The following is a 24,160-nucleotide window of genomic DNA, read 5'->3' as shown; positions in this document are numbered from 1 at the left end:
TGGGCGACGGCCCGGCGATGGAACGGGATGGCACGCCCGCAGGGTGAGGATCCGTTTCGATCGTTTCCAGGGAGAACGTCCATATGCGCACCGCGCAACGACTCACCGTGCCGCTCCGTCTCGACCGCGATCTGCGCGAGCCGCTGCAGGCCCAGCTCGCGGCGCAGCTCGGCGAGGCCATCAGGACCGGCCGGCTCGCTCCGCACACCCGGATGCCGTCCACCCGTACGCTGGCCGCCGCCCTCGGGGTCTCGCGGGGCGTGGTGCTGGCGGCGTTCGAGAAGTTGCTGGCCGAGGGGTGCGTCGAGGGGCGGCACGGGTCCGGCACGTACGTCAGCGGCGGTCCCGAGCCGGCCCCGCCCCACGGCCGTCGGCCCGCGCCGGGCGAGCTCGTCGACCTGCGGCGCGGGCGGCCGAGTGAGCAGGGGTTCCCCCTGGCCGCGTGGCGGGAGGCGTGGGGGCGGGCGGGCCGGCAGGCGCCGCCGGCCGGCGGGGTGCCGCCGGCGGGGCTGCCGGAGCTGCGGACGGCGATCGCGGCGTACCTGCGGGAGGCCCGCGGCCTGGTGCTCGACCGGCATGAGATCGTGGTCGCGGCGGGCTACGGTGAGGCGCTGGAGGTGCTGCTGCGCGGGCACTGCGGCGCGCGGCGGCCGGTGATCGCGCTGGAGGACCCGGCTCCGCCGTCGCTGAGGGCCGCGTACGCGCGCCTCGGCACGGTGCTCCCGCTGCCCTCGGACGGGGCGGGCGCGCGGCCCGACCTGATTCCCCGGGGGTGTGACGTGGTCGCGGTCCTGCCGGAACGCGGCGACCCTCTGGGGACGCGGATGCCGCTCGAGCGGCGGCGGGCGCTCGCGGCGTGGGCCCGGCGCGGCGGCGGCCTGGTGATCGAGCCCGCCTTCGACGGCCTCCTCGACGGCCTCCCCGGCGGCCTGCCGGGCGGTCTCCCCGGCGGCCTCCCCCGCGATGTGCCCGGCGGCCTGCCTGAGGGTGCGGGCGGCGGGCGGGCCGGGGTGTTGCCGAGTGTGCTCGCGGCCGGGGCCGGCGAGGCGGGGGCGATGGTGGGGACGTTCCGTGACGTGCTGACGCCGTCGCTGCGGACGGCGTTCGTGGTCGCCCCGCGCCGGACGGCGGAGCGCGCCGCGCCCGCGCAGCCGTCGCACACCTGCCAGCTCGCGCTGGCCGACCTGCTGGCCTCGGGGACCGTGGCGCGCCGCGCGGCCCGCTTGGCCGCCCAGTACGCGGCCAAGCGGACGCTTGTCCGGCAGGCGCTGGCGGCGTACCCGGGGATCCGCCCGCTCGGCGCGGACACCGGGGCCGCGGTGACCCTCCTGCTGCCTGACCGGATGGAGGCCGCCGCCGTGCTGGAGACGCTGCGCGAGCGGCGGATCGCGGTGGCCGGGCTCGGCGCCTACTACCAGCGGCCCGGCGGCATGCACGCGCTCGGCAACGGCCTCGTCCTGCACTACGGGCATCTGGACGGCGTCACGCTCCGCCGGGTCCTGCGGATCCTGACCCGCACGCTCGGCACCGCCGCCTGGCCGGAGCCCGGCGGCGGCCGGACGGTCGCCTGACCCGCGCGGCCGGCCGGCCGGGCCGCGGAAAGGAGGCGCGCCCCGGCTCGACTCGGCCCCGTACCACCCCACGTGGTGGAATACGAGGCAGTACGCAAAGGAAGCGAGCCACCCTGATGGAACACCGCATATTGGGACGCACCGGCCGCGAGGTCGGCGTCATCGGCCTCGGCGCCTGGCAGCTCGGCGCCGACTGGGGCGAGGTCTCCGAGGACGAGGCCCTCGCCACGCTGTCCGCCGCCGCCGACGCGGGCGTCACCTTCATCGACACCGCCGACGTGTACGGCGACGGCCGCAGCGAGCAGCTCGTGGGCCGCTTCGCCAAGGGCCGTCCCGGCCTGACCGTCGCCACGAAGATGGGCCGGCGGATGGAGCAGATCCCCGCCAACTACGTGATGTCCAACTTCCGGGCCTGGAACGAGCGTTCCCGCCAGAACCTCGGCGTGGACACGATCGACCTGGTGCAGCTCCACTGCCCGCCGACGCCCGTCTACTCCACGGACGCGGTCTTCGACGCCCTCGACACGCTGGTCGCGGAGGAGAAGATCGCCGCGTACGGCGTCAGCGTGGAGACCTGTGAGGAGGCGCTGACCGCCATCGCCCGCCCGAACGTGGCGAGCGTGCAGATCATCCTCAACGCCTTCCGCCTGAAGCCGCTGGAGCGGGTGCTGCCAGCGGCCCGCGAGGCCGGGGTCGGCATCATCGCCCGCGTCCCGCTGGCCAGCGGCCTGCTGTCGGGCCGCTACGACGAGCACACCACGTTCGCGCCCGACGACCACCGCACCTTCAACCGGCACGGCGAGGCGTTCGACGTGGGCGAGACGTTCTCGGGCGTCGACTTCGCGACCGGCCTGGAGGCGGTGCGGCGGCTGGCTCCCCTGGTGCCGGAGGGGGCGACGACGGCGCAGTTCGCGCTGCGCTGGATCCTCGACCAGGAGGGGGTCTCGGTCGTCATCCCCGGCGCCCGCAACCCGGCCCAGGCCGCCGCCAACGCGGCCGCCGCCGGGCTCGCCCCGCTGCCGGCCGCGACGCTGGAGGCGGTCGATGAGGTCTACGACGAGCTGATCCGCCCGCAGGTCCACGACCGCTGGTAGCGGGACGGGGGGAGCGGGGCAGGTCTGACCTGGCCGTACCCTGGTGGGCATGATTCGTCCCGCTACCCCCGACGACGTGCCCGTCATCCTCGACCTGATCCGCGAACTGGCCGAGTACGAGAAGGCCGCCCACGAGGTGCGCGCCACCGAGGAGAGCCTGCGCGCCGCGCTGTTCGGCGAGCGGCCCGCCGTCTTCGCCCACATCGCCGAGATCGACGGCGAGGTCGCCGGTTTCGTCCTGTGGTTCCTGACCTTCTCGACCTGGCGGGGCGTGCACGGCGTCTACATGGAGGACCTCTACGTGCGTCCGAGCCACCGGGGCAGCGGTCTCGGATCGGCGCTCATGGGGGAGCTGGGCAGGATCTGCGCCGAGCGCGGCTACCAGCGCATGGAGTGGGCGGTGCTCGACTGGAACGAGCCGAGCATCGGCTTCTACGAGAACCTCGGCGCCGAGCGCCAGGACGACTGGCACAAGTACCGGCTCACGGACGAGCCGCTGCGGCGGCTGGCGGGCCGCGCCCTCGACCCCGCCTGAGGGGCGCCCGCGCCGGAGGCCACGCGGGTCACGCACGGTGACGTGACCCGCGTGACCCGCGTGACGGACCGGTTAAACGCCCGCGTGCGACCGGCTGCGCACGCCCTGGGCCTGGCCGAAGCTCTCCATCTCGGATTCCTCCAGCTCGCGGTGCGTCTCCTCGATGCGCAGCGCGACCCCCATGGCGAAGAACGTGGGCGCCCACTCGCCGATGAAGATCCCCCATCGGTCCGCGCGATCGAGCCCTGCTCCCTCCTTGTTCTTGGACGTGAACCAGGTGGCGAGGGCCAGGCCGACCGAGCCGATCCCCGCCAAGTACATGTGGTTGGACTTGATGCCCATCTTGTGAAGTGTTTTGATCATGATTCCCCCCTTGCTGAGAGTGTCGTTACCCCAGGAAGGCGGCGGTAACCGGGCATTACGCGCATGTTTCCGGCGTGACGCTTGTGCGTGGCTTGTTACCGCGGTGAATCACCCGTAACGAGCGCACAGCCACGGAACGTCAGCGTGCGTAACGACCGATTCCTACGGTGGAGCTCCCGACGCCGAGCGTAGGAGAGGTCGATGGCGCGCTGGATCGCCGACTGGCACCCCGATGACCCAGCTTTCTGGGAGAGCTCAGGAAAGCGCGTCGCACGGCGCAACCTGGTCTTCTCGATCCTCGCCGAGCACCTCGGCTTCACCGTGTGGACCCTGTGGAGCATCGTCGCGACCAGGATGGGCTCCTACGAGTTCACCACCGACCAGCTGTTCTGGCTGGTCGCGCTGCCCAACCTGATCGGCTCGGCGCTGCGCCTGCCGTACACCTTCGGCCCCGCCAGGTTCGGCGGGCGCAACTTCACCGTGGTCAGCGCGGTGCTGCTGCTGATCCCCGCCGTGCTGCTCGCGGTGGCGGTGAACGACCCGGGCACGCCCTACTGGCTGTTCCTGGTGATCGCGGCCCTCGCCGGGTTCGGCGGCGGGAACTTCGCCTCCAGCATGGCCAACATCACCTACTTCTATCCCCGCGCCAAGCAGGGGGTGGCGCTCGGGCTCAACGCCGCGGGCGGCAACGTCGGCGTGAGCTCGGTGCAGCTCGTCATGCCGCTGGTGATCGGCGCGTTCGGGCTGGCCGCGGCCGGCTGGTTCTGGATCCCGTTCATCGTGGTGGCCGCCGCCTGCGCCTGGTTCTTCATGGACAACCTGACCACCGCCAGGGCGAACCCGCGCGAGCAGGTCGCGGTGGCAGGCAAGGCCCAGACGTGGATCATGTCGTTCCTGTACATCGGCACGTTCGGCTCGTTCATCGGCTACTCCACCGCCTTCCCGCTGCTCAGCAAGAGCCTGTTCCCCGACTCCCCGTACGCGGCCGTCGCCTTCGCCGGGCCCCTCGTCGGCTCGCTCGTCCGGCCGTTCGGCGGCTGGCTGGCCGACCGGCTGGGCGGCGCGCCGGTCACCCTGTGGAACTTCGCCGCGATGGGCGGCGGCGTCCTGCTGGTCTGGGCGGCCGGCGAGGGCGGCGGCTTCTGGCCGTTCTTCCTGGCCTTCCAGCTCCTGTTCCTCACCTCGGGCATCGGCAACGGCTCCACGTACCGGATGATCCCGGCGATCTTCCAGGCCAAGGCCGTGGCCGAGCGCGGCGAGGGGGAGGAGGCCCTGCTGTACGGCAAGCGGCAGGCGTCGGCCGCGATCGGCGTCATCTCGGCGGTCGGCGCGCTCGGCGGGTTCCTCATCAACCGCGCGTTCGGGATGTCGTTCGCCGCCTCCGGCTCGCCCGCCCCGGCCTTCCTCGCCTTCGGCCTCTTCTACGCCACCTGCTTCGCGCTCACCTGGTGGTGCTACACGCGCAGGGTCGGCGTCCGGGTCGTGGCCAGCCTCGCCCACGCGAGGGTCTGACCGTGGGCGAGCCGGTGAAGACGCACTGCCCGTACTGCGCCCTGCAGTGCGGCATGGAGATCGGCCCAGGCTTGGTGGTCGGGCCCAGGACCGACATCCCCGCCAACGCCTCGGGCGCGCTCTGCCAGAAGGGCTGGACGGCGGGCGAGCTGCTCACCAGCGGCGAGCGGCTGACCACGCCCCTCCTGCACGGGGAGCCGGTGGAGTGGGACGTGGCGCTCGACCACGTCGCCGGCCGGCTGTCCGCGCTCCGCGCCGAGCACGGCCCCGACGCCGTGGCCGTGTTCGGCGGGGGCGGCCTGACCAACGAGAAGGCGTACACGCTGGGCAAGTTCGCCCGGGTGGCGCTCGGCACCAGCCAGATCGACTACAACGGCCGCTTCTGCATGTCCTCGGCCGCCGCCGCCTCGATCCGGGCGTTCGGCATGGACCGGGGGATGCCGTTCCCGCTCACCGACCTGGCCGCGGCCGACGTCGTCCTGCTGGCCGGCGCCAACGTGGCCGAGACCATGCCGCCGCTCGTCCGCCACCTGGAACGGCCGCGGCTGATCGTCGTCGACCCGCGCCGCACCAGGACCGCCAGGCTCGCCTGGCTGCACCTGCAGCCCGCCCCCGGCACCGACCTGGCGCTCGCCCTCGGCCTGCTGCACCTCGTCGTCGCCGAGGGCCTGGTGGACGAGGAGTACGTGGCCGCCCGCACCACCGGCTTCGCCGGCGTGCGCACCTCGCTGGCGGAGTGGTGGCCCGAGCGGGTGGAGCGGATCACCGGCGTGCCCGTCCACCGGATGCGGCAGGCGGTGCGCGCCCTCGCCGCCGCGGCGAACGCGTACGTGCTGACCGGCCGCGGCGCCGAGCAGCAGGCCAAGGGCACCGACACGGTCACCGCCTTCGTCAACCTCGCCCTCGCGCTCGGCTTGCCGGGCCGCGTCGGCTCCGGCTACGGCTGCGTGACCGGGCAGGGCAACGGCCAGGGCGGCAGGGAGCACGGCCAGAAGGCCGACCAGCTCCCCGGCTACCGCAGGATCGACGACCCGGCGGCGCGGGCGCACGTGGCCGGGGTGTGGGGCGTGCCGCCCGAGTCGCTGCCGGGGCCGGGGCGGTCGGCGTACGAGCTGCTGGACGCGCTCGGCACCCCGGGCGGGCCGAGGGCGCTGCTGGTGTTCGGCTCCAACCCGCTGGTCTCGGCCCCGGCCGCCGAGCACGTCGCCGCCCGGATCGCCGCCCTGGACCTGCTCGTCGTCTGCGACTTCGTCCTGTCGGAGACCGCCGCCCAGGCCGACGTGGTGTTCCCGGTGACGCAGTGGGCCGAGGAGGGCGGCACCATGACCAACCTCGAAGGGCGGGTGCTGCTGCGCAGGCCGGCCGTCGCCCCGCCGGACGGCGTGCGGAGCGACCTGGAGGTCATGGCGGGCCTCGCCGCGCGGCTGGGACACCGGTTCGCCACCGAGCCGGCCGAGGTGTTCGACGAGCTGCGCAGGGCCGGCCGGGGCGGGCCCGCCGACTACTCCGGCATCACCTACGAGCGCATCGCCGAGGAGAAGGGCGTCTTCTGGCCCTGCCCTGAGCCGGGGCACCCGGGCACCCCGCGCCCCTTCCTCGACCGCTTCGCGCATCCGGACGGCCTGGCCAGGTTCGTGCCCGTCCGGCACCGGCCGGCGGCCGAGGAGCCGGACGAGGACTACCCGGTCCACCTGACCACCGGCCGGGTGCTGGCCCACTACCAGAGCGGCGCGCAGACGCGCAGGATCGCGCCGCTCGTGCGGGCCGCGCCCGAGCCGTTCGTCGAGCTGCACCCCGACCTCGCCGAGCGGCTGGAGATCGCCGCCGGGGACATGGTGCGGCTCACCAGCAGGAGGGGCGAGGCGAAGGCCGTCGCCCGGATCAGCGACGCCGTCAGGCGCGACACCGTGTTCATGCCCTTCCACTGGGAGGGCGCCAACCGGCTCACCAACCCGGCGCTCGACCCGACGTCGAGGATGCCGGAGTTCAAGGTCTGCGCGGTCAGGGTGGAGAGGGACTCATGAGGCTCGTCGTCGTGGGCAACGGGATGGCCGGGTCGCGGCTCGTCAGCGAGGTGCGCGCCCGCGACCCCCACGTCAGGATCACCGTGTTCGGCGCGGAGTCGTGCCGGCCCTACAACCGGGTGCTGCTGTCCGACGTGCTGGCCGGCGGCTCCCGCCCCGACCAGGTGCGGCTGCTCGACGCCTCCTGGTACGCCGCCCACGACGTCGAGGCGGTCTTCGGCGACGCCGTCGCCCACCTCGACAGGGAGACCAGGCACGTCGTCACCGCGAGCGGCCGGCGGGAGCCGTACGACCTGCTGGTGCTGGCCACCGGCAGCGACGCCGTCGTGCCGCCGATCCCCGGCGTCGACCGGGCCGTGCCGTTCCGCACCCTGGACGACTGCGCGCGCATCCTCGACGCCGCTGGGCGGGCCGGCCGGGCCGTGGTCGTCGGCGGCGGGCTGCTCGGCGTCGAGGCGGCCCGCGGCCTGGCCGGGCGCGGCCTGCCGGTGACGCTGCTGCACCTCGCCGGGCACCTCATGGAGCGTCAGCTCGACGTCGAGGCCGGCGAGGTGCTGGGCGAGACGCTGGCCGGGCTCGGCGTGGAGATCCGCACCGGCGTCTCCGCCGAGGAGGTGCTGGAGGACGGGGTCCGGCTGGCCGGCGGCGAGCTGGTCGAGGGCGGGCTCGTGGTGCTGGCCTGCGGCGTCCGCCCGGTCACGGGCCTCGCCGCCGAGGCCGGGCTGGAGGTGCGGAGAGGCGTCGTCGTGGACGACGAGCTGCGGACCGACGACCCGTCGATCTTCGCGATCGGGGAGTGCGCCGAGCACGACGGCACCGTCTACGGCCTGGTCGCCCCCGCCTGGGAGCAGGCCGCCGTCGCCGCCGACGTCATCACCGGCGGCAAGGCGCTCTACCGCGGCTCCCGCCTGGTGACCCGGCTGAAGGCGCGCAGCGTCGAACTGGCCGCCATGGGCGAGACCCACCTCACCGAGGAGCACGCCGAGGTGGTCAGGTTCAGCCACCGCGCCCGCGGCACCTACCGCAAGCTCGTCATCCGTGACGGCCGCCTGGTCGGCGCGATCCTGCTGGGCGAGAGCGACGCCGTCGGCACGCTCACCCAGCTCTTCGACCGCGGCGGGCCGGTGCCGGGCGACCGGGCGGGGCTGCTGTTCCCCGGGCTGTCGGCGGCGCCCGTGGCCGACAGCCCGACGCTCATGCCGGACGCGGCCACGGTCTGCCGGTGCAACGACGTGACCAAGGGCCAGATCAGGGCGTGCTGGGAGGCGGGGGCGCGTGACCTCGCCGGGGTGGCCGCCGCCACCCGCGCCACCACCGGATGCGGAACCTGCCGCGACGCCGTGGAAGGCATCGTCGGCTGGCTGTGCGAACAGGAAGGGAGCCCGGTATGAAGGAGCTCGTCGTGGTCGGGTACGGACCGGCCGCCCACCGGCTCGTCGAAAGCCTCAGGGACAAGGGCTTCGGCGGGCGCGTCACCGTGATCGGGGAGGAGCCGCTGCCGGCCTACGACCGGGTGCGGCTGACCTCGTACCTGTCCGGCACCACCGCCGACGACCTCGCCTACGACGTGCCCGAGGGCACCGTCACCCGGCTGGGCACCCGCGTCACCGGCGTCGACCGGGAGGCGCGGCGGGTGTTCACCGCGGGCGGCGACGCGGTGCCGTACGACGTGCTGGTGCTGGCCACCGGCTCGGCGCCGTTCGTGCCGCCGGTGCCCGGCGCGGAGCACGCCCACGTCTACCGCACGATCGAGGACCTGGACGCCATCAGGACCGCCGCCAAGGACGCGGCCGAGGGCGTCGTGGTCGGCGGCGGCCTGCTCGGCCTGGAGGCGGCCGACGCGCTGCGGGCGCTCGGGCTGAAGGCGCACATCGTGGAGATGAGCCCCTGGCTGATGCCGCGGCAGGTGGACGAGGGCGGCGGCGCGGTGCTCCGGCGGCACATCGAGGGCCTGGGGCTCGGCGTGCACGCGGGCTCGGGCGTGCGGGAGGTCGTCCTCGACGGCGCGGGCCGCGTCGCCGGGCTGCGCACGCCGGACGGGACGCTGCTGGAGGCGCAGGTCGTGGTGTTCTCGGCGGGCATCAGGCCGCGCGACGAGCTGGCCCGCGCCGCGGGGCTGGAGGTGGGCGAGCGGGGCGGCGTCGTGGTCGACGAGGGGATGCGCACCTCCGACCCGTCGATCTACGCGATCGGCGAGTGCGCGCTGGCCGGCGGCATGATCTACGGCCTGGCCGGGCCGTGTGCCACGATGGCGGAGGTCGCCGCCGACCGGATCACGGGTGGTTCCGCGGCGTTCACGGGCGCGGACCTGTCCACCAAGCTGAAGCTGCTCGGGGTCGAGGTCGCCCAGTTCGGGGCCATGACGGGGGCGCTGGACGTCACCTACATGGACCCGGTGGCCGGCGTCTACAAGAAGCTGTTCGTCAGCGACGACGCGCGGACGCTGCTCGGCGGCATCTGCGTGGGCGACGCCTCGCCGTACGCCTCGCTGCGGCCCTACGTGGGCAAGGAGCTGCCCGCCCCGCCGTCCGACCTGCTCTTCAGCGGCGCGGGGGCGAGCCTGGACCTGCCCGACGAGGCGCTGGTCTGCTCCTGCAACAACGTGTGCGCGGGCGACGTCCGCGCCGCCGTCGCGGACCGGGGCGTCACCGACGTGACGGGGCTGAAGGCGTGCACCCGCGCGGGCACCACGTGCGGCTCGTGCGTGCCGCTGCTGAAGCAGCTGCTGGAGAGGTCGGGCGTCGAGGTCGGCAAGGCGCTGTGCGAGCACTTCGGGCACTCGCGGGCCGAGCTGTTCGACATCGTACGGGTCCGGAAGATCACCACGTTCTCGCGGCTCATCGCCGAGCACGGGCAGGGGCGGGGCTGCGACGTCTGCAAGCCGGCCGTGGCCTCCATCCTGGCCTCGCTGCACAACGGGCACGTGCTGGAGGGCGAGCGGGCCGCGCTCCAGGACACCAACGACGCCTTCCTCGCCAACATCCAGAAGAACGGCACCTACTCGGTCGTGCCGCGCATCCCCGGCGGCGAGATCACGCCCGAGAAGCTGATCGTGATCGGCGAGGTGGCCCGCGACTTCGGCCTCTACACGAAGATCACCGGCGGCCAGCGCATCGACCTGTTCGGCGCCCGCGTCGAGCAGCTTCCGCTCATCTGGCGGCGGCTCGTGGACGCCGGGTTCGAGTCCGGCCACGCCTACGGCAAGGCGCTGCGCACGGTGAAGTCGTGCGTCGGCTCCACCTGGTGCCGTTACGGCGTGCAGGACTCGGTGGGGCTGGCGATCGAGCTGGAGCTGCGCTACCGGGGCCTGCGCGCGCCGCACAAGCTGAAGTCCGCGGTCTCCGGCTGCGCGCGCGAGTGCGCCGAGGCCCGCTCGAAGGACTTCGGCGTCATCGCGACCGAGGACGGCTGGAACCTGTACGTCGGGGGCAACGGCGGCTTCCGGCCGCGCCACGCCGACCTGCTGGCCGCCGGCCTGTCCACCGAGGAGCTCGTCAGGACCATCGACCGGTTCCTCATGTACTACGTCCGCACGGCCGACCGTCTGCAGCGCACCGCCGCGTGGGTGGAGTCGCTGGAGGGCGGCCTCGCCCACCTGCGTGAGGTGATCATGGAAGACTCGCTGGGCATCTGCGCCGACCTCGACGCGCAGATGGCGCACCACGTCGCCACGTACGCCGACGAGTGGTCGGCCACCCTGGACGACCCGGACAAGCTGCGGCGCTTCGTCAGCTTCGTCAACGCGCCCGGCGTCCCCGACCCGTCGATCGTGTTCGAGCGCGAGCGCGGCCAGATCAAGCCGGTGATGGCCCGATGAGCGCCGCGTGGACGCCGGTGTGCGCCTACGACGACCTGCTGCCGGAGCGCGGCGTGTGCGTGCTGGTGGCGGGCCGGCAGGTCGCGCTGTTCCGCACCTGGGACGGCGGCCTGCACGCGCTGGACAACCTGGATCCGTTCAGCGGGGCGTACGTGCTCTCGCGCGGCATCGTCGGCACCAGGAAGGGGGAGCCGACCGTGGCCTCGCCACTGCACAAGCAGGTGTTCTCGCTGGCGACGGGAGACTGCCTGGACGAGCGGGGCGTGCGCGTGCCGGTTTACGGGGTGCGGCTGGCGGGCGCCGCGGTGGAGGTGCGGGCGTAGCCGTCAGCGCCGGGGCTCCTCGGCGGGCGGGTAGACGTGCGGGCTGCGGTGGCCCGCGGGCAGGACGCAGCGGCGTCCCGCCTCCGAGCTGTCGCAGCGCTCGGCGTCCTCGCGCTGGGGGAGGGGGTCCGGATTCGCCTGGGTTCGCGGCACTGGAGGGACGGTATCGGGGGCTCCCGCTCCGCTGGTCTCGCCGCGGCAACGATCATGGCTCTGAACGGTCTCAGCGGATCGGGTCATTCAGTCGAGTAATACCGGACCAGGTAAAGAACCCGTCGAAAGTGCCTAAACCGCGCATTCGTTGATCGACTGCGGGGGCATCAAAGCGGCCATGAGCAAGATTTCTCACCGCAGGGCACTCCTGCTGGCCGCCGTCCTTCCCGCCCTGCTGGTGGCGGGCTGCGCCGCGGGCACCGACACACAGGCCATGAAGGGCGCGGCGAGCCCGGCCTCGCCCACCGACATGACGTCGCCGGAGCAGACCGGCACCGGCATGGAGTCGCCCATGGGCACCGGCACGGCCTCGCCCACCGGCACCGCCGGGGCCGCGCAGGCGCGCTCGGTCGTCCAGGGCTTCTTCGACGCGGTCAAGTCGGGCAACGTGGACCAGGTCGTCGGCGCCTTCTCCGACGACGCGGTGGTCGCCCTGGCCGGCAAGGCCACGGCGACCGGCGGGAACGCGATCCGCTCCCTCTTCCAGGACCAGCTCAAGAACAAGGACATGGCCAAGGCCACGCACACCATCGAGGACTCGCGCGACCTCGGCCCGCAGTACGCGGTGGTCCGCGCGCGCAGCAAGCAGGGCGACAACGCCTACCGCGAGCTGTTCCTGCTGGCCGACAAGGGCGGCCAGTGGAAGATCACAGACCTTATGACCAACAAGGCGTCCTGACCGGACGGGCCTCCCGGGATCACGGGAGGCCACCCGCACGGGCCGAGGCGGCGTCCGGCGCCCTCGCGCGCCTCGCCCTGTCCTGACCTACGGTGGGGGCCATGGGTGATCTCTCGCAGGACCTGTCGCGGTTCCAGCATCCGCGCTTCGCCCGCGCGTACGCCAGGCTGAGCGCCGAGGCGGAGTCCCGGGCCACCGGCGAGCTGCGCGGGCGCCTGCTGGCCGGCCTGTCGGGGCGGGTCGTCGAGGTCGGCGCGGGCAACGGGCTCAACTTCGCGCACTACCCGGCCGAGGTGCGCGAGGTCGTCGCGGTCGAGCCGGACGACGTGCTGCGGGAGTTCGCCGAGCGGGCGTCGGGAGCCGCGAAGGCGCCCGTGCGGGTGGTGGCCGGCCACGCCGGGGCGCTGCCCGTCGCCGACGGCGACTGCGACGCGGTGGTCCTGTCGCTGGTGCTGTGCTCGGTGCCGGACCAGCGGGCCGCCCTGGCCGAGGTGCGCCGCGTGCTCAGGCCCGGCGGCGAGGTGCGCTTCTTCGAGCACGTACGCTCCTCCCGCCCCGCGGTGAGCCTGCTCCAGCACGCCGTCACGCCGCTGTGGCGGCGGTTCACCGGCGACTGCCACCCCAACCGCGACACCGCCCGCGCCCTGCGCGACAGCGGGCTCGTCGTCGAGGAGTGCGAGCGCTTCCCCTTCAAGCCGCTGCCGTCGTCGCCGACGCTGACCCACATCCTGGGGCGCGCGCGAAACCCCTGATCCGGGGCGGAGCGCGCGGCTACTGGCGGGCGCCGTCGCCCGGGATGCGCGGGCTGATCCGGCCGGCGTCGACCAGCGCCAGATAGACGGCGAACGCGCCCCGCGACCACATGTCGGCCTGCTGCGCGGTCAGCCTGATCTCCTCGCTCCTCGCCGAATTCTCGCCCTGCCTCTTCATTGTGCGCGTCGCGGCCGGGAATGACGCGCCTGCCATCGGGAAATGTCGATTCCCTGGGAACCTCCGCCCGGCCCGCGGTGTATCCGGCGCATGAGATGGATTCTGGCTCTGCTGGTCGCCGGATGGCTCGGCGGCACGAGCGGGGGGTGGGCGGAGACGTCCCTGGACCCCGCGCCCGGCCGGTTCGCGGCGGGGACGTCCTACACGCTGGGCTTCTGGGTGCTGCAGCACGGCACCCATCCGTACGAGGGCGAGTTGACGCCGGTGGGCCTGCGCTTCACCCGGGCCGGCGGCGAGAGCCTGACCTTCCCCGGCACGCCGCTGCCCGAGGCCGGGCACTACGCCGCCTCCGTGGTGCTGCCGGCGGGCGACTGGAAGGTCGAGGGGCTGCAGGGGATCTTCGCGCCGTACGCGGCCGGGACGGTGTCCGTGCCCGGCGGGCTGAAGGCCGAGCCGGCGCGGAAGGAGTCGATCGACGCCTTCGTGGCGCAGGGGGCCGACTACTGGGGCGCGGTGCGGCCTCCGGGCTTCCCCGACCTGCCGGGGGAGCCGGCGTCGGCCGCGCGGCCCACGCCGGGCACGGCCGCGGCGCCAGGTACGGCCGCGCCTGGCACGGCCGCGCCTGGTACGGTCGCGGCGCCCGGCACGGCCGCGCCTGGTACGGTCGCGGCGCCCGGCACGGCCGCGCCCGGTACGGTCGCGGACTCCGCGCCGGCCGCGGCGGTCCCGCCGCCGTCTCCGGTGCGGGTGGCGGAGGGCGCCGGGGTGCCGGCGTGGACGCTGCCGCTCGCCGCGGCCGGGGGAGCGGCGCTCGTGGGCGCGGGGTGGTGGCTGGCCAGGCGGCGGGCGGCGGAGGACGAGGAGCCCCCGCTGCCGCGCGACCCGTCCGCCGAGACCATCGTCATCTCCGGCTGAGCCCCGGCTGCTGGGCCCTGCCTGCCTCGGCCCGGGGAGAGGGCGGTCAGAGGTCGCGTACCTGCTGGTCGAGGATGGCGATCGAGACGGCGACCGCGCGCCCCGGGTCGCCGTCCTCGATCGCGCCCAGCAGCTCCTCGTGGGAGGTGTCCGGCGTCAGCGCCGCCTCCTCCTGGTCGCGTACGCTGTCGCGCAGCGCGTCGCTCATGCCGCGGTAGAGGTCGGCGAGGAGCGCGTTGTGGGCGGCGTCGGCCACCCGCACGTGAAACTCGACGTCGGCGTCGGCGAAGCCGTCGAGGTCGCCGGCCCGGGCGGCGTCGGCCCTGCGGGCGAGGATCTCGCGCAGCGCGGTCACGTCCTCGCCGGTGCGCCGGCCGGCGGCCAGGCGCGCGGCCACGAGGTCGAGGCCGCGGCGCACGTCGATGATGTCCATGGCGGCGGCCGTGTCGAGGCGGCGGCGCAGCGCGACCCTGGACTCGTCGGTCGCGGTGACATAGGTGCCGTCGCCCTGCCGCGTGTGCAGGAGCCCGGCGTGGACGAGGACGCGCACCGCCTCGCGCACCGACAGGCGGCTCATGCCGAGGCTCTCGGCGAGCCGGCTCTCGGACGGGATCTTCGTCCCGACCGGCCAGGTGCCTTCGGCGATCTCCCGGCGGAGTTCGCCGATCGCGGCGTCGACGAGCGAGGTCCGCGCGACGTTGCGCATGTGCCCCCTCTTCTCCTTCGGCTGGGGACTATCACCCTAAGCTCTGCGCTCGCGGCAGGGTCGTGCGGGGAGTGCCGCCGAGCGCCCGAACCTGGCCATCCAGAGGTCAAATCTTGTCAGTTTCCCCAACTGTCTGAGAGATTGCGATTTGTCCCGGATGCTCCTCTGGAGGTCATGCGTGTCATCCTTACGCCCGGCCCTCGTCGCCGTCGCCGCCACCACCCTGGCGGCCACGACCGTCACGGCGCTCCCCGCGCGGGCCGCCACCCCCGCCATCACCGTCGAGAACGGCCGCACCCAGCCGGTCTTCTCCTACACCGACGCCGTACGCGAGCACGTGTACGTCGAGTCCCCCGTCGACAGCGACGCCGACGGCGCGCTCGACAAGGTGCGCGTGGACATCATCCGCCCCAAGGAGTCCGGCCCCGGCCTCAAGGTGCCGGTGATCATCGACGAGAGCCCCTACTACGACAACTCCGGCCGCGGCAACGAAGGCGAGCGCAAGGTCTACGACGCGGCGGGCAACGTCGTGAGGTTCCCGCTCTTCTACGACAACTACTTCGTCCCGCGCGGCTACGCCGTGCTCAACGTCGACATGCTCGGCACCACCAGGTCCGACGGCTGCCCCGACGTCGGCGGCAAGGCCGACGTGCTGGGCGGCAAGGCCGTCATCGACTGGCTGAACGGCCGCGCCAAGGCCACCAGGGCCGACGGCAGCCCGGCCGTCGCCGACTGGACCACCGGCAGCGCCGCGATGATCGGCAAGTCGTACGACGGCACGCTGGCCAACGCCGTCGCCGCCACCGGCGTGCCCGGCCTGAAGACGATCGTGCCGATCTCGGCCATCAGCTCCTGGTACAAGTACCAGCGCTCGAACGGCGTGATCTACAACTACGACTACGCCTCCTGGCTGGCCAACTACATCGACACCGACCCCGAGGCCAAGTGCCAGGCGGTCCGCGACCGGATGGACGCCGAGGACGGCGACGACACCGGCGACTACAACGCCTTCTGGGCCGAGCGCGACTACATCAAGGGCCTGCTCGGCGACGCCTCCAAGGTCCGGGCCAGCGTCTTCGCCGTGCACACGGTCAACGACCTGAACGTCCGGCCGGACAACTTCTCCACCTGGTGGAAGGCACTCGCCGACCGGGGCGTGCCGCGCAAGATCTGGGTCGGCCAGACCCAGCACGTGGACCCGTTCGACTTCGAGGGCCGGCGCGGGCTCTGGGTGGACACCCTGCACCGCTGGTTCGACCACTACCTGCACGGCGTGCGCAACGGCATCGCGCAGGAGCCCCGCGCCGACGTGGAGATCGGCCCCGCCCAGTGGATCACCCAGCGCGACTGGCCCGCGCCGTTCGCGATCAAGGCGTCGCTGCGGCCCTCGGCCGACGGCTCGCTCGGCCTCCGGCCGGCCGCCAGGAACAGCACCGCGACCTTCACCGACGTGGCCATGAGCGAGAACGACATGGTGGCCGACGTCGGCACCGCCCACCCCGGCCGGGTCGCCTTCACCACCGGCGCGCTCCCGCTGGACCTGCGCCTGTCCGGCACGCCCACCGCCGACCTGCGGGTCAAGCTGAACAAGCCGACCGCCAACCTGACCGCCCTGCTCGTCGACTTCGGCGAGCGGGCCCGCGTCGACTGGCGGCGCGGCCAGGGCATCACCACGCTCACCGAGGAGGACTGCTGGGGCGAGAGCACCACGGCCGACGACGGCTGCTACCGGAAGGTCGTCACGAACGTCGCCACCCGCCCGCTGGAGATCGTCGCCCGCGGCTGGATCGACGTCCAGAACCGTGACTCGCTCAGCGAGGCCCAGCCGCTGCCGGTCGGCACGTACGGCACCGTCAAGTGGCTGACGCTGCCGCAGGACTACACCTTCAAGAAGGGCCACAGGATCGGCCTCGTGATCGCCGGCACCGACTCCACCTACACGGGGGAGCGCGGGACCGGCGCCACCGTCACCGTCGACCTGTCGAGGAGCGCCGTCGCCGTGCCGTTCGTGCTCGGGACGCCGCTCGCGGACCTGCCGCAGGACCAGGCCAGGTTCCGCGGCCCGGACCGGGTGGAGCTGCCGCAGCCCGAGGCGGAGTTCACCTTCTTCTAGGAGCCTTCTGAAAATGTTGTTTGCGTGATGGTCGGCAGGTAGAGGGCTGCTGAACGGTCAGATCTTCGACGGAACAGCGCCCGCTGTTGCTCGCTGCGGGCGCTTCAGCCGGTGGCCGGCTGGAGCGCCCAGGTGCCCTGGGTGGGAGTGAGTCCGAGGTTGATCAGGCGACGCAGGTTCAGGGCGGCTGCCCGGAGGTGGAGCCAGAGGTTGTTGCGCTGGACGCCGCGGTAGCGGAGCTTGCGGGCGCCGCCGTCGGCGCCGATGAGCCAGGCGATGGAGCGTTCGACCATGGGGCGGTGCTGCCGGTAGGTGGCGGTCAGGCCGGGATCGGTGGCCCAGGCATGACGGGCCTGTCGTAACAGGGCGTCGTGTGGATGCACCTGTAAGGAACGACCGTTCTTGCTGGTCGTGCAGCGTTGCCGGAACGGGCAGGACCGGCAGGCGGCTCCGAAGGTCACCGACCGTGCCGCGGTGAGGCGCCGTGTCACATCAGCTGGGCAGGTGACCGTGCCCGCAGCCTCATCGACATGGAAGTCGTCGATGGTGAAGCCGCCGGGCACCGCCGGGCGCAGGGGTGCGGGCTTGAAGATGACGAAGTGCCCGGCAGCGGCCAGCGCGGCGCGGGCGTCTCCGGTGCCATACGCCGTGTCGCCCAGCACCTCGAACGTCGCCGGGCCGGCCGGCGGGTCGGCGGGTGGCTCGGCGGGTGGCTCGGCGGGTGGCTCGGCCAGTAGATCGACACCGACCACCGCCTCGTGGTTGCCGGCTCCGGTGGCCATGGTCAGCCGGACGCCGGTGAACAGTCCGGTATCGGGCTCGATCACGACATGCGCCTTGTAGCCGTCCTGCCGGTGGTGCACGGTCTTGTGCACGTGCCGGGCCTGGGCGTCGACGGTGGAGATGACCCGGTCGGTGGCGACCTTGCGCGCGATCCGCCAGCGCCCATCGGTGCCGTCAGAGCCCTCGGCCGGTTCGACATCCTGCCCGGCCACCAGCGCCAGCAGCGCCAGCGCCTGGCCGGCCGTCTCGTCCAGCTCGCCCGCCAGCGCGGCCGTCTCGAACGCGGCCACCACCGTGAGCGCATCGGTGACCAGGCCGGACACCAGTTCCTGCCGTGCCGTGGCGTCGTTCCAGGCGATGGCGGGTTTGCCCGCCTCGGTGTAGTCGGTGGCATGACAATGTCCGGCGATCACCTGGGCGGCGCCGGGCACCTGCCTGCCCGCCCGCCGGATCGCCGCGATCAGCTGGGTGATGGTGTCCTGGGTGGCCACCGCGTCGTCCAGCACGGCCGAGTCCAGCACCCGCCGGGTCCGGCCGCGCAGGGCCCCGCTGCCGGCGGCCAGGCGGCTGACCCGGGCAAAGATCCGGTTCGGGTCGCCCGACCTGCGCAGCCGCTGCCGGAAGTACACCAGCAGGGAGGGATCGAAGCCCCGATCCTGCAGTCCCAGCCCGCAGGCGGCCTTCCAGCGCAGATCACAGCGCACCGCCAGCGCGGCTTCAGGATCGGAGTGATGCAGCAATGCCTGCAACACCAGCACACACGCCAGCATCTGCGGCGGGATGCTCGGCCGGCCATCGGTCGCGGCATACAGGTCGGCGAACATCTCCTCGGGAAACAGCTCATCGCGGTGGTCGGCCAGGAAGGCGTACACGCTCCCTGCCGGGATCAACTCCCGGCAGGTGCTCCACACATCCGGCCCTACCGGCCGCTCGGGACGATGCCCCATCATGCTGTCCAGCCTGAACCTCGGCCTACATGATCGGAAGTCAGCAACATCATCAGAAGGCTCCTAGACCCGCCCCCGGGGCCCCTACGCGCAGGGGCCCCGGCCGGCGGTCCAGCTCACGTCGAGGGTCAGCGTGCCCCGCGCGGACGTCGTGCCGCCGGTGCGTACGCCGTCGCCCGTGGCCGTGCCGGCCCAGCGGACCACGATCCGGCCGCCGCGGTCCCGCTCGCCGCACTCGGCGGCCCGCTCGCGTACCCGGAAGTTCCGGCCCGAGACCGACAGGCCGGACGTGGCGCTGACCGAGGTGATCGTGCAGCGGCCCGTGCACGCCAGCGCGAACGACCCGGCGCGGGCCGCGCCCAGCGAGATCGACGAGGGCGTCAGCCGCGCCACCGGCGGCGCCGGCTTCGGCAGCTCCGCCGTCCTCGGCACGCTGCTCAGCCCGGAGCGCCCGGCGGGGACCGGCTCGGGCGTGGGCGCGGTGACCTTGGCCACCCACTTCGAGGGCCGCTCCAGCAGCACGTTCGTCTGCGCCGCCGCCTTGGTGACGACGGCCGGGTGGTCACGGGCGTTCAGCAGCGCCCACACCAGGCCGGCCGCGAGCAGGCCCACGCCCATGAGCAGCGCCAGCCGGGACACCGCGCGGATCGGGGCGCCCGCCTCCGGGTCGTCGTCGGGCGGCTCCTTCCAGTACTCCTGCCACGGCTTGCCCGCGCCGCCCGGCTCGCCGCTCATCGTGATGCCGCCGTAGCGGATGATCGCGTCGGGCGACCTGGCGTGGCCGTTGCTCTCGCCCTTGAGCGTGGTGCTGTAGACGAGCTTGTCGGTGTACGCGCCCCCGCGGAACGCCCTGGTCCGGCTCTGCGGCGCGAACGGATGCCGCCCGCGCACCGCGGGAGCGGCCGGGAGCTCCTGGTCGGCGGCGGCCGCGCCCGCCGCCGACCAGGGCTTTCCCTGCGTCGCCGTCGTGGGGTCGGCGACGGGGACGGACGGCGTGGCGTCGGCGACCGGTGGAGCGGAGGCCCAGCGGCCAGTCTCCGCGGGGCCGGTCTCCACCAGTGTGCGTGCCTGCACGGGAAAGCCGTCCGCCCGCCAGAGAGGTCCCTCTCCGGGCAGAGGCTGCGCAGACGCCAGCCGGTTCGCGAGGGTGCCGGGCACGGTGGCGATCGGCAGCCGGCGCAGCAGCGCCGCCGCCGACACGGTCCTGGGCGCGGCCCGGCAGGTCGCGCAGGACTGGATGTGGCGGCCGAGCCTCGCCCTGGCCCGGCGGCCGGGCGCGGCGACCCACGCCGACACCCGCGCGGTCAGGTCCTCGCACCCTTCGGGGCCGCGCGCGGCGATGATCGCGGCGAACCACTCCTCAAGGCCGGCCGCGGCCCGGGTCACGATCGCGCGCACCTCGGCCACGTCCAGCTCGAAGATCGTGGCGAGCTCGATGTCGGCCAGGCCGTGCCGTACCGACAGGTCCAGCAGCTCGCGCTGCGGCCGCTCCAGCGACAGCAGCGCCTCGGGCAGCAGCTCCGACATGCGGCCGGGGCGGGACCAGGAGCCGATGCTGGCCGGTTTGGCCACGACGGCGCGGTGCGCGCGGGCCAGCGCGTACAGCCAGGGCCGGGTCAGGGCCGGGTCGCTCACGCGCCCGGCGTACAGGTGAGCCGTCAGCAGCGCGCCCGCGACCGCCTGTTCGGCGTCGCCCGCGGCCAGCTCGGTGCGGCAGTAGTCGTACAGGCGCGCCCCGTGCTGGTCGCACAGGTCGCGGACGGCCTGCCGCGCGTCGTCGGACAGCGTCTGCCACATCCGGCGTCACCTCCTCGTCACGTTCGTCCCGGCACGTTGTCGAGCAGGGACGCCTGGGCCAGGTACGCCCGGGTCGCGTCGGGGTCGCCGGCGATCGCCCGCAACCCGTCCATGGCCGCGGCCAGCCGGGCGTTGTCGTGCTCGCGCACGCCCACCAGCCGGGTCTCGCCGCGCGGCAGCACCCGCTGCATCAGCACCGAGCGCCGCCGCCACGCCCACGCCTCCAGCGCGGCCGGCCTGGCGTGGCCGCGCAGCACGGCGGCGATCACCTGGGCGGCCTCAGCGGCGTCGTGGATGCCGGCGTTCATGTTGAGCCCGCCGACCGTCGAGGTCAGGTGCGCCGCGTCGCCGACGAACAGCACCCGCCCGCACCGGTACGACGGCAGCACCCCCCGCGACAGGGCGAACCGGTCCGCGCCGGCCACCCGGATCGGGCCGCCCGCGCCCGGCAGCGCCCGGCGGACCAGCATCGACAGGTTCCCCTGCGACAGCGGCTCGTGCCCGTCCACGGGGATCTTGAAGATGATCCGCCAGTGGTCGGAGAGCCCGAACAGGGTGCACGACTGCTGGACGTCCCGTACGTGCGTGAGCGGCGCGAGGCTCGGCAGCAGCCGGTCCAGCGGCGAGTCGGTGAACACCCGCAGCGCCTGCGCGATGTGCCCCGACCGGGGGAACGGCAGCCCCAGCGCGGCCCGCACGGTGCTCTGCGCGCCGTCGGCGGCGATGAGGTACCTGGCCCGCGTCCAGGTGTGGCCCACCCGGACCCGGATGCCGGTGCCGCCCTCGGCCACGCCGTCCACGCGGGCGCCGAAGCGCACGTCGGCGTCGCCGTAGACGGCGAGCGCCCGCAGCAGCAGCGGCGTGAGCGCGTTCTGGTCGGCGTGGACCCGGAACGGATGCCGGGTCAGCCCGTCCAGCCGGTTCATGCCCATCTCGGCGAGCACGGTGCCGAGCCGGTCGCGCCACTGGACCCGGTCCACGACGCGGCCTCCCGCGACCAGCCCCGCCGCCACGCCCAGCCCGTCGAGCAGGTCGAGCGTGGCCGGGTGGAAGGTGCAGGCGCGTGGCCGGCGCGGCGGCTCGTTCCCGCTCTCCAGCACGGTGACCGGGATCGCCGCCCTGGCCAGCGAGAGCGCCGCGGTCAGTCCCGCGGGCCCCGCACCCACCACGATGACGCCGTTCATGCCGGGCGCCTCCCCTGCGCGGGGATCGGGCTCCCCTGCGACGGCACGGGGCTCCCCTGCGCCGGGACGTGACCTCCCTGCGCGGGGACGCGGCTGCGGTGGGGGACGCGGCTCAGCGTCACGCGCTGGCCGGTGGCCCGCGACAGCGCCCACCAGGCCGTGCAGAGGTTCGAGGTGAGCAGCAGCCGGTCGTTGCCGGTGCTCAGCGGCCCGAGCACGGGCAGCGTGGGCAGGCCGGTGCCGGTGAACAGCAGCACCGCGTCCTCGGGCACGTCGGCCAGCTCGACCTGGCTGATCAGCTCGGAGGGGGTGACGGCGTACGAGGAGTAGCCGGTCTTGGCGCGTACCTGCACCGTCTGGGTGACCGTCAGCCCGGCGGTCTTCCAGAAGCGCTCGGCCAGCTCCGTCAGCCACGGCTGGTACGGCGACACCAGCACGATGTCGCTCACGCCGACGTGCGCCAGCGCCTCCCTCGTGGCGAGGGTCGACGAGGCGAACGGCGCGCCGGCCGCCGCGCTCAGCCGCGCGCACTGCTCGCGGTCCTCGTCGGGGCCGAGCAGGTAGCGGGGCTCGCTGCAGGCCATGACCATGGCGTTGAGCGGCAGGCCGTCGAAGGCGTACACCATGAGGGGGAGCTCGTCGTTGTAGCTCTCCAGGCGCTCGGCCAGGGGCAGCCCGCGCCGCACGGGGAAGCGGGCGACGTGCATGTCGGCCCGCGACCCGAGCAGGCGGGTCAGCTCCGGTTCCGCCGACGGGTTCGCGGGCGCCACGATCACGCCCACCCTGCCGCGGCTCACCACCGAACGGGTGCGCATCGAGGTCTCCTCGGGAGCGGCGGGATCAGTGCGCACGGCGCCGCGGCGTCCGGTCGATGGGCGCGTGCGCGGGCACGTGGCGGATCCTGCGCAGCCGGTGCGCTCCACGCGCTCCCGCCTCGGGGCCGGGCTCGTCGTGCGGCGGCCCTGGCCGGGCCGGGCGAACCTCGTGTGGTCGTGACCTGTGCGTCTCGTCGGCGAGCATGTCCGCTCCTGTCTATCGGTGCATGGCTGGGCTGGAGACCCGATGAAACCGGTCGCGCACGGAGTGGGCAGAGGGCCGGCTCGGCATCGCCGGCCCTCCACCTGCCGCGCGCTGAGATCGACGTCGAGATCGTCGGTGTGATCGACGTGCGGTCTCATGGCTCGACGCGGCGGCGACCCGCACCAGCGCCGCGGAGTCGAGCGGAACGGCGGCCATCAGGGCGGCCACCAGCACGGAGGAACGCATGGGCGCCGGACCGTTCCCGAACGGCCGGCCGATCAGCACAGCGGCGCCCGTCACGCCGATCGCACTGCCCGGCATCGCCCCCATGCCGACGGCCTCGGACACGGAGGCACGCCTCGCGCGGCCTCCGCACGGGACGGGACCCCCGCCAGAGATGATCCCGTCCCTTGTGGTCATCAGCATTTCGGTGAAGTGATCTGTCGTCGGGGCCGCGCGTCGCCGGGGGCGGGGCGGAACCCCGCACCCCGGCGAACGCGGACCAAGCCGACCCCAGGCGCTGTCCTCCGGTTTGGCCAGCACGCCAGCCGCTACCGCGCTGGCCAACAGCACCGCGCCGACTTTGTCGGGCACGTGCCGCACGGTGCCGGGAAGGCAGGACAGCGCCGGGGCCAGCGCCAGGCGCGCCGCCGGTCCCCCTGAGGGGACGAGCGGGCCGGGCCGGTCGGTCGCGACCGGCCGGCGCCCGCTCCAGGGCGGCGGCGCGTACGTGTGAGGTGAGGTGGTCGTCATCGCGCGGTCACCACGCTCAGGGCCAGGTTGGGCACGCTGGCGCGGACCATGCGCTCGGTCAGCCCGGCCCGCTCGCCCAGCCCGGCCCGCTCGGCCGTCCGGCCGGCCTGCCGGGCACGCGGGGCGCCCGCGCGGGCGGCGGCCGGCATCGCGCCGCCGGCGACCATCCGCGCGACCTTGGCCGCGAGCGCCAGGTGCTCGCCGCAGCGCCGGCCCACCTTGGCCTCCAGCCCGGCCACCTGGGCCAGGCGGAGCCGCATGGGCTCCAGCGACGACGTGCGCTGGAGGCCGTCGAGGTCGGCCAGCCGCTCGGGCCAGCGCAGCAGGCGGCGGCAGCGCGCCTCCACCTCGGCGGCGAGGTCCTGGGCGGGGAAGCCGTCGTGCAGCAGCCGGGTGGCGGCCATGACGGCGGTGAACGCCGTACGGTCGAAGTCGGCGAGCCGTCCCGACAGGGCCGCGCCCAGCATTCTCGCCCGGTGGCTCAGGCACACCGAGCTCCAGCCGAGCAGCAGCAGCCGGTCGGGTCCCGTCTCCGTGTGCCAGCCGGCCAGTCGCAGCTCGCGGGCCATCCGGTGGTAGTGGCGCCAGCGGTCGCCGGCGTCGTCCAGCCAGACCTGGACGCCGCCCAGCGGCAGGTCGGCCACGTGCACGTCGGCCTCGGTGACGCGGCTGCAGATGCGATGTACCACGCGCTCCTGGACGGAAGGGACCGAATCCTCTTGGAACCAGGAACCGCCCGAGACTTCCATGGTCACCTCCGGCCACCTCCTCGTCGGGGAACTCTCTGCAGAATCTTCCGGCCGTTAAGCCCCACTTATCAGCGTGCTCCGATAGTCTGCTTCGAGAGGGGGCTATGTCAACTGGCAGTTTCCGCATAAGTT

22 protein-coding genes are annotated in these 24,160 nt (G+C 73.9%); 12 read left to right on the top strand and 10 right to left on the bottom strand.

The features are described from left to right. Nucleotides 1-83: 83 nt before the first annotated feature. From Nocox_RS30940 to Nocox_RS30930, 3 genes are all read left to right on the top strand, one after another. Nucleotides 84-1,571, top strand: coding sequence for an aminotransferase-like domain-containing protein (locus Nocox_RS30940; protein ID WP_020541923.1), 1,488 nt, complete (start codon nucleotides 84-86; stop codon nucleotides 1,569-1,571). A 116-nt stretch (nucleotides 1,572-1,687) separates the two neighbouring features. Then, the gene (locus Nocox_RS30935) at nucleotides 1,688-2,665 is read left to right on the top strand and encodes an aldo/keto reductase (protein ID WP_026214074.1); all 978 of its coding nucleotides are present in this window, start codon (nucleotides 1,688-1,690) and stop codon (nucleotides 2,663-2,665) included. Between the two features lie 49 nt (nucleotides 2,666-2,714). After that, nucleotides 2,715-3,200 carry a GNAT family N-acetyltransferase gene (locus tag Nocox_RS30930; RefSeq protein WP_084685450.1) on the top strand — a complete coding sequence of 162 codons (486 nt, stop codon included), beginning with the start codon at nucleotides 2,715-2,717 and terminating at the stop codon, nucleotides 3,198-3,200. 72 nt (nucleotides 3,201-3,272) lie between these two features. Here Nocox_RS30930 and Nocox_RS30925 read toward each other — a convergent pair whose 3' ends face one another. Then, complete coding sequence (locus tag Nocox_RS30925) at nucleotides 3,273-3,563, bottom strand: hypothetical protein (RefSeq protein ID WP_026214073.1); 291 nt, start codon at nucleotides 3,561-3,563, stop codon at nucleotides 3,273-3,275. A 201-nt stretch (nucleotides 3,564-3,764) separates the two neighbouring features. Between Nocox_RS30925 and Nocox_RS30920 the strand changes: the two genes are divergently transcribed. From Nocox_RS30920 to nirD, 5 genes are read left to right on the top strand one after another with little or no spacing between them, the layout of a single operon-like run. Beyond that, nucleotides 3,765-5,075: an MFS transporter gene (locus Nocox_RS30920; RefSeq protein WP_020541919.1), complete on the top strand. Its 1,311-nt coding sequence runs from the start codon at nucleotides 3,765-3,767 to the stop codon at nucleotides 5,073-5,075. A 53-nt stretch (nucleotides 5,076-5,128) separates the two neighbouring features. Then, nucleotides 5,129-7,099: a molybdopterin oxidoreductase family protein gene (locus Nocox_RS30915; protein WP_084685448.1), complete on the top strand. Its 1,971-nt coding sequence runs from the start codon at nucleotides 5,129-5,131 to the stop codon at nucleotides 7,097-7,099. Further along, the gene (locus Nocox_RS30910; RefSeq protein ID WP_020541917.1) at nucleotides 7,096-8,490 is read left to right on the top strand and encodes an FAD-dependent oxidoreductase; all 1,395 of its coding nucleotides are present in this window, start codon (nucleotides 7,096-7,098) and stop codon (nucleotides 8,488-8,490) included. The genes Nocox_RS30915 and Nocox_RS30910 overlap by 4 nt, the downstream gene beginning before the upstream one ends. After that, complete coding sequence (gene nirB / locus Nocox_RS30905; RefSeq protein ID WP_020541916.1) at nucleotides 8,487-10,916, top strand: nitrite reductase large subunit NirB; 2,430 nt, start codon at nucleotides 8,487-8,489, stop codon at nucleotides 10,914-10,916. The genes Nocox_RS30910 and nirB overlap by 4 nt, the downstream gene beginning before the upstream one ends. Continuing rightward, entirely contained in the window at nucleotides 10,913-11,239 is a 327-nt protein-coding gene (nirD, locus tag Nocox_RS30900; protein WP_020541915.1) for a nitrite reductase small subunit NirD, read from the top strand. The genes nirB and nirD overlap by 4 nt, the downstream gene beginning before the upstream one ends. A 3-nt stretch (nucleotides 11,240-11,242) precedes the next feature. Here the strand turns inward: nirD and Nocox_RS30895 are convergent, their stop codons facing one another. After that, a complete protein-coding gene (locus Nocox_RS30895) occupies nucleotides 11,243-11,392 on the bottom strand; it encodes a hypothetical protein (RefSeq protein WP_157382910.1) in 150 nt (49 codons plus the stop codon). A 178-nt stretch (nucleotides 11,393-11,570) separates the two neighbouring features. On the opposite strand from Nocox_RS30895, the gene Nocox_RS30890 reads away from it, so the two are divergent. Then, nucleotides 11,571-12,131: a YybH family protein gene (locus Nocox_RS30890; RefSeq protein ID WP_157382909.1), complete on the top strand. Its 561-nt coding sequence runs from the start codon at nucleotides 11,571-11,573 to the stop codon at nucleotides 12,129-12,131. Between the two features lie 101 nt (nucleotides 12,132-12,232). Continuing rightward, nucleotides 12,233-12,883: a class I SAM-dependent methyltransferase gene (locus tag Nocox_RS30885; RefSeq protein ID WP_020541913.1), complete on the top strand. Its 651-nt coding sequence runs from the start codon at nucleotides 12,233-12,235 to the stop codon at nucleotides 12,881-12,883. A 19-nt stretch (nucleotides 12,884-12,902) separates the two neighbouring features. Here Nocox_RS30885 and Nocox_RS30880 read toward each other — a convergent pair whose 3' ends face one another. After that, nucleotides 12,903-13,061, bottom strand: a complete 159-nt coding sequence (locus Nocox_RS30880) for a hypothetical protein (RefSeq protein WP_157382908.1) — start codon at nucleotides 13,059-13,061, stop codon at nucleotides 12,903-12,905. 90 nt (nucleotides 13,062-13,151) lie between these two features. Here Nocox_RS30880 and Nocox_RS30875 point away from each other — a divergent pair, with 90 nt between their 5' ends. Then, complete coding sequence (locus Nocox_RS30875; protein WP_026214072.1) at nucleotides 13,152-13,976, top strand: hypothetical protein; 825 nt, start codon at nucleotides 13,152-13,154, stop codon at nucleotides 13,974-13,976. Nucleotides 13,977-14,022: 46 nt separating this feature from the next. Here Nocox_RS30875 and Nocox_RS30870 read toward each other — a convergent pair whose 3' ends face one another. Continuing rightward, nucleotides 14,023-14,682 (bottom strand): FadR/GntR family transcriptional regulator, encoded by a 660-nt coding sequence (locus Nocox_RS30870; protein ID WP_020541911.1) that lies wholly within the window; start codon nucleotides 14,680-14,682, stop codon nucleotides 14,023-14,025. A 178-nt stretch (nucleotides 14,683-14,860) separates the two neighbouring features. Between Nocox_RS30870 and Nocox_RS30865 the strand changes: the two genes are divergently transcribed. Next, on the top strand, nucleotides 14,861-16,795 hold the full coding sequence (locus Nocox_RS30865) for a Xaa-Pro dipeptidyl-peptidase (RefSeq protein WP_020541910.1): 1,935 nt from the start codon (nucleotides 14,861-14,863) through the stop codon (nucleotides 16,793-16,795). 104 nt (nucleotides 16,796-16,899) lie between these two features. Here the strand turns inward: Nocox_RS30865 and Nocox_RS30860 are convergent, their stop codons facing one another. The 6 genes from Nocox_RS30860 to Nocox_RS30835 all read right to left on the bottom strand — a co-directional run bounded on the left by Nocox_RS30860 (nucleotide 16,900) and on the right by Nocox_RS30835 (nucleotide 23,968). Beyond that, nucleotides 16,900-18,528: an IS1182 family transposase gene (locus Nocox_RS30860; RefSeq protein ID WP_033408455.1), complete on the bottom strand. Its 1,629-nt coding sequence runs from the start codon at nucleotides 18,526-18,528 to the stop codon at nucleotides 16,900-16,902. Between the two features lie 81 nt (nucleotides 18,529-18,609). Further along, nucleotides 18,610-20,322, bottom strand: a complete 1,713-nt coding sequence (locus Nocox_RS30855) for an RNA polymerase sigma factor (protein WP_026215018.1) — start codon at nucleotides 20,320-20,322, stop codon at nucleotides 18,610-18,612. Nucleotides 20,323-20,339: 17 nt separating this feature from the next. Further along, nucleotides 20,340-21,506, bottom strand: coding sequence for an FAD-dependent oxidoreductase (locus Nocox_RS30850; RefSeq protein WP_020546477.1), 1,167 nt, complete (start codon nucleotides 21,504-21,506; stop codon nucleotides 20,340-20,342). After that, a complete protein-coding gene (locus tag Nocox_RS30845) occupies nucleotides 21,503-22,321 on the bottom strand; it encodes a maleate cis-trans isomerase family protein (protein WP_020546476.1) in 819 nt (272 codons plus the stop codon). Before Nocox_RS30845 ends, Nocox_RS30850 begins: the two co-directional genes overlap by 4 nt. Nucleotides 22,322-22,346: 25 nt before the next feature. After that, nucleotides 22,347-22,526, bottom strand: a complete 180-nt coding sequence (locus Nocox_RS30840; protein WP_157383395.1) for a hypothetical protein — start codon at nucleotides 22,524-22,526, stop codon at nucleotides 22,347-22,349. A 749-nt stretch (nucleotides 22,527-23,275) separates the two neighbouring features. Next, entirely contained in the window at nucleotides 23,276-23,968 is a 693-nt protein-coding gene (locus Nocox_RS30835) for a hypothetical protein (RefSeq protein WP_020546475.1), read from the bottom strand. Nucleotides 23,969-24,160 lie beyond the last annotated feature (192 nt).

The sequence above is a fragment of the Nonomuraea coxensis DSM 45129 genome, from assembly GCF_019397265.1.
GTDB classification, from domain to species: domain Bacteria; phylum Actinomycetota; class Actinomycetes; order Streptosporangiales; family Streptosporangiaceae; genus Nonomuraea; species Nonomuraea coxensis.
Note: the sequence above shows the minus strand (reverse complement) of the source record. Positions and strands in the feature narration are given on the sequence as shown.

Excerpts from the sequence above, each read along its gene's own strand:
- Nocox_RS30940 (WP_020541923.1), top strand. The coding sequence starts at position 84 with ATGCGCACCGCGCAACGACTCACCGTGCCGCTCCGTCTCGACCGCGAT.
- Nocox_RS30935 (WP_026214074.1), top strand. The coding sequence starts at position 1,688 with ATGGAACACCGCATATTGGGACGCACCGGCCGCGAGGTCGGCGTCATC.
- Nocox_RS30930 (WP_084685450.1), top strand. The coding sequence starts at position 2,715 with ATGATTCGTCCCGCTACCCCCGACGACGTGCCCGTCATCCTCGACCTG.
- Nocox_RS30925 (WP_026214073.1), bottom strand. The coding sequence starts at position 3,563 with ATGATCAAAACACTTCACAAGATGGGCATCAAGTCCAACCACATGTAC.
- Nocox_RS30920 (WP_020541919.1), top strand. The coding sequence starts at position 3,765 with ATGGCGCGCTGGATCGCCGACTGGCACCCCGATGACCCAGCTTTCTGG.
- Nocox_RS30915 (WP_084685448.1), top strand. The coding sequence starts at position 5,129 with ATGGAGATCGGCCCAGGCTTGGTGGTCGGGCCCAGGACCGACATCCCC.
- Nocox_RS30910 (WP_020541917.1), top strand. The coding sequence starts at position 7,096 with ATGAGGCTCGTCGTCGTGGGCAACGGGATGGCCGGGTCGCGGCTCGTC.
- nirB (WP_020541916.1), top strand. The coding sequence starts at position 8,487 with ATGAAGGAGCTCGTCGTGGTCGGGTACGGACCGGCCGCCCACCGGCTC.
- nirD (WP_020541915.1), top strand. The coding sequence starts at position 10,913 with ATGAGCGCCGCGTGGACGCCGGTGTGCGCCTACGACGACCTGCTGCCG.
- Nocox_RS30890 (WP_157382909.1), top strand. The coding sequence starts at position 11,571 with ATGAGCAAGATTTCTCACCGCAGGGCACTCCTGCTGGCCGCCGTCCTT.
- Nocox_RS30885 (WP_020541913.1), top strand. The coding sequence starts at position 12,233 with ATGGGTGATCTCTCGCAGGACCTGTCGCGGTTCCAGCATCCGCGCTTC.
- Nocox_RS30880 (WP_157382908.1), bottom strand. The coding sequence starts at position 13,061 with ATGAAGAGGCAGGGCGAGAATTCGGCGAGGAGCGAGGAGATCAGGCTG.
- Nocox_RS30875 (WP_026214072.1), top strand. The coding sequence starts at position 13,152 with ATGAGATGGATTCTGGCTCTGCTGGTCGCCGGATGGCTCGGCGGCACG.
- Nocox_RS30870 (WP_020541911.1), bottom strand. The coding sequence starts at position 14,682 with ATGCGCAACGTCGCGCGGACCTCGCTCGTCGACGCCGCGATCGGCGAA.
- Nocox_RS30860 (WP_033408455.1), bottom strand. The coding sequence starts at position 18,528 with ATGATGGGGCATCGTCCCGAGCGGCCGGTAGGGCCGGATGTGTGGAGC.
- Nocox_RS30855 (WP_026215018.1), bottom strand. The coding sequence starts at position 20,322 with ATGTGGCAGACGCTGTCCGACGACGCGCGGCAGGCCGTCCGCGACCTG.
- Nocox_RS30850 (WP_020546477.1), bottom strand. The coding sequence starts at position 21,506 with ATGAACGGCGTCATCGTGGTGGGTGCGGGGCCCGCGGGACTGACCGCG.
- Nocox_RS30845 (WP_020546476.1), bottom strand. The coding sequence starts at position 22,321 with ATGCGCACCCGTTCGGTGGTGAGCCGCGGCAGGGTGGGCGTGATCGTG.
- Nocox_RS30840 (WP_157383395.1), bottom strand. The coding sequence starts at position 22,526 with ATGCTCGCCGACGAGACGCACAGGTCACGACCACACGAGGTTCGCCCG.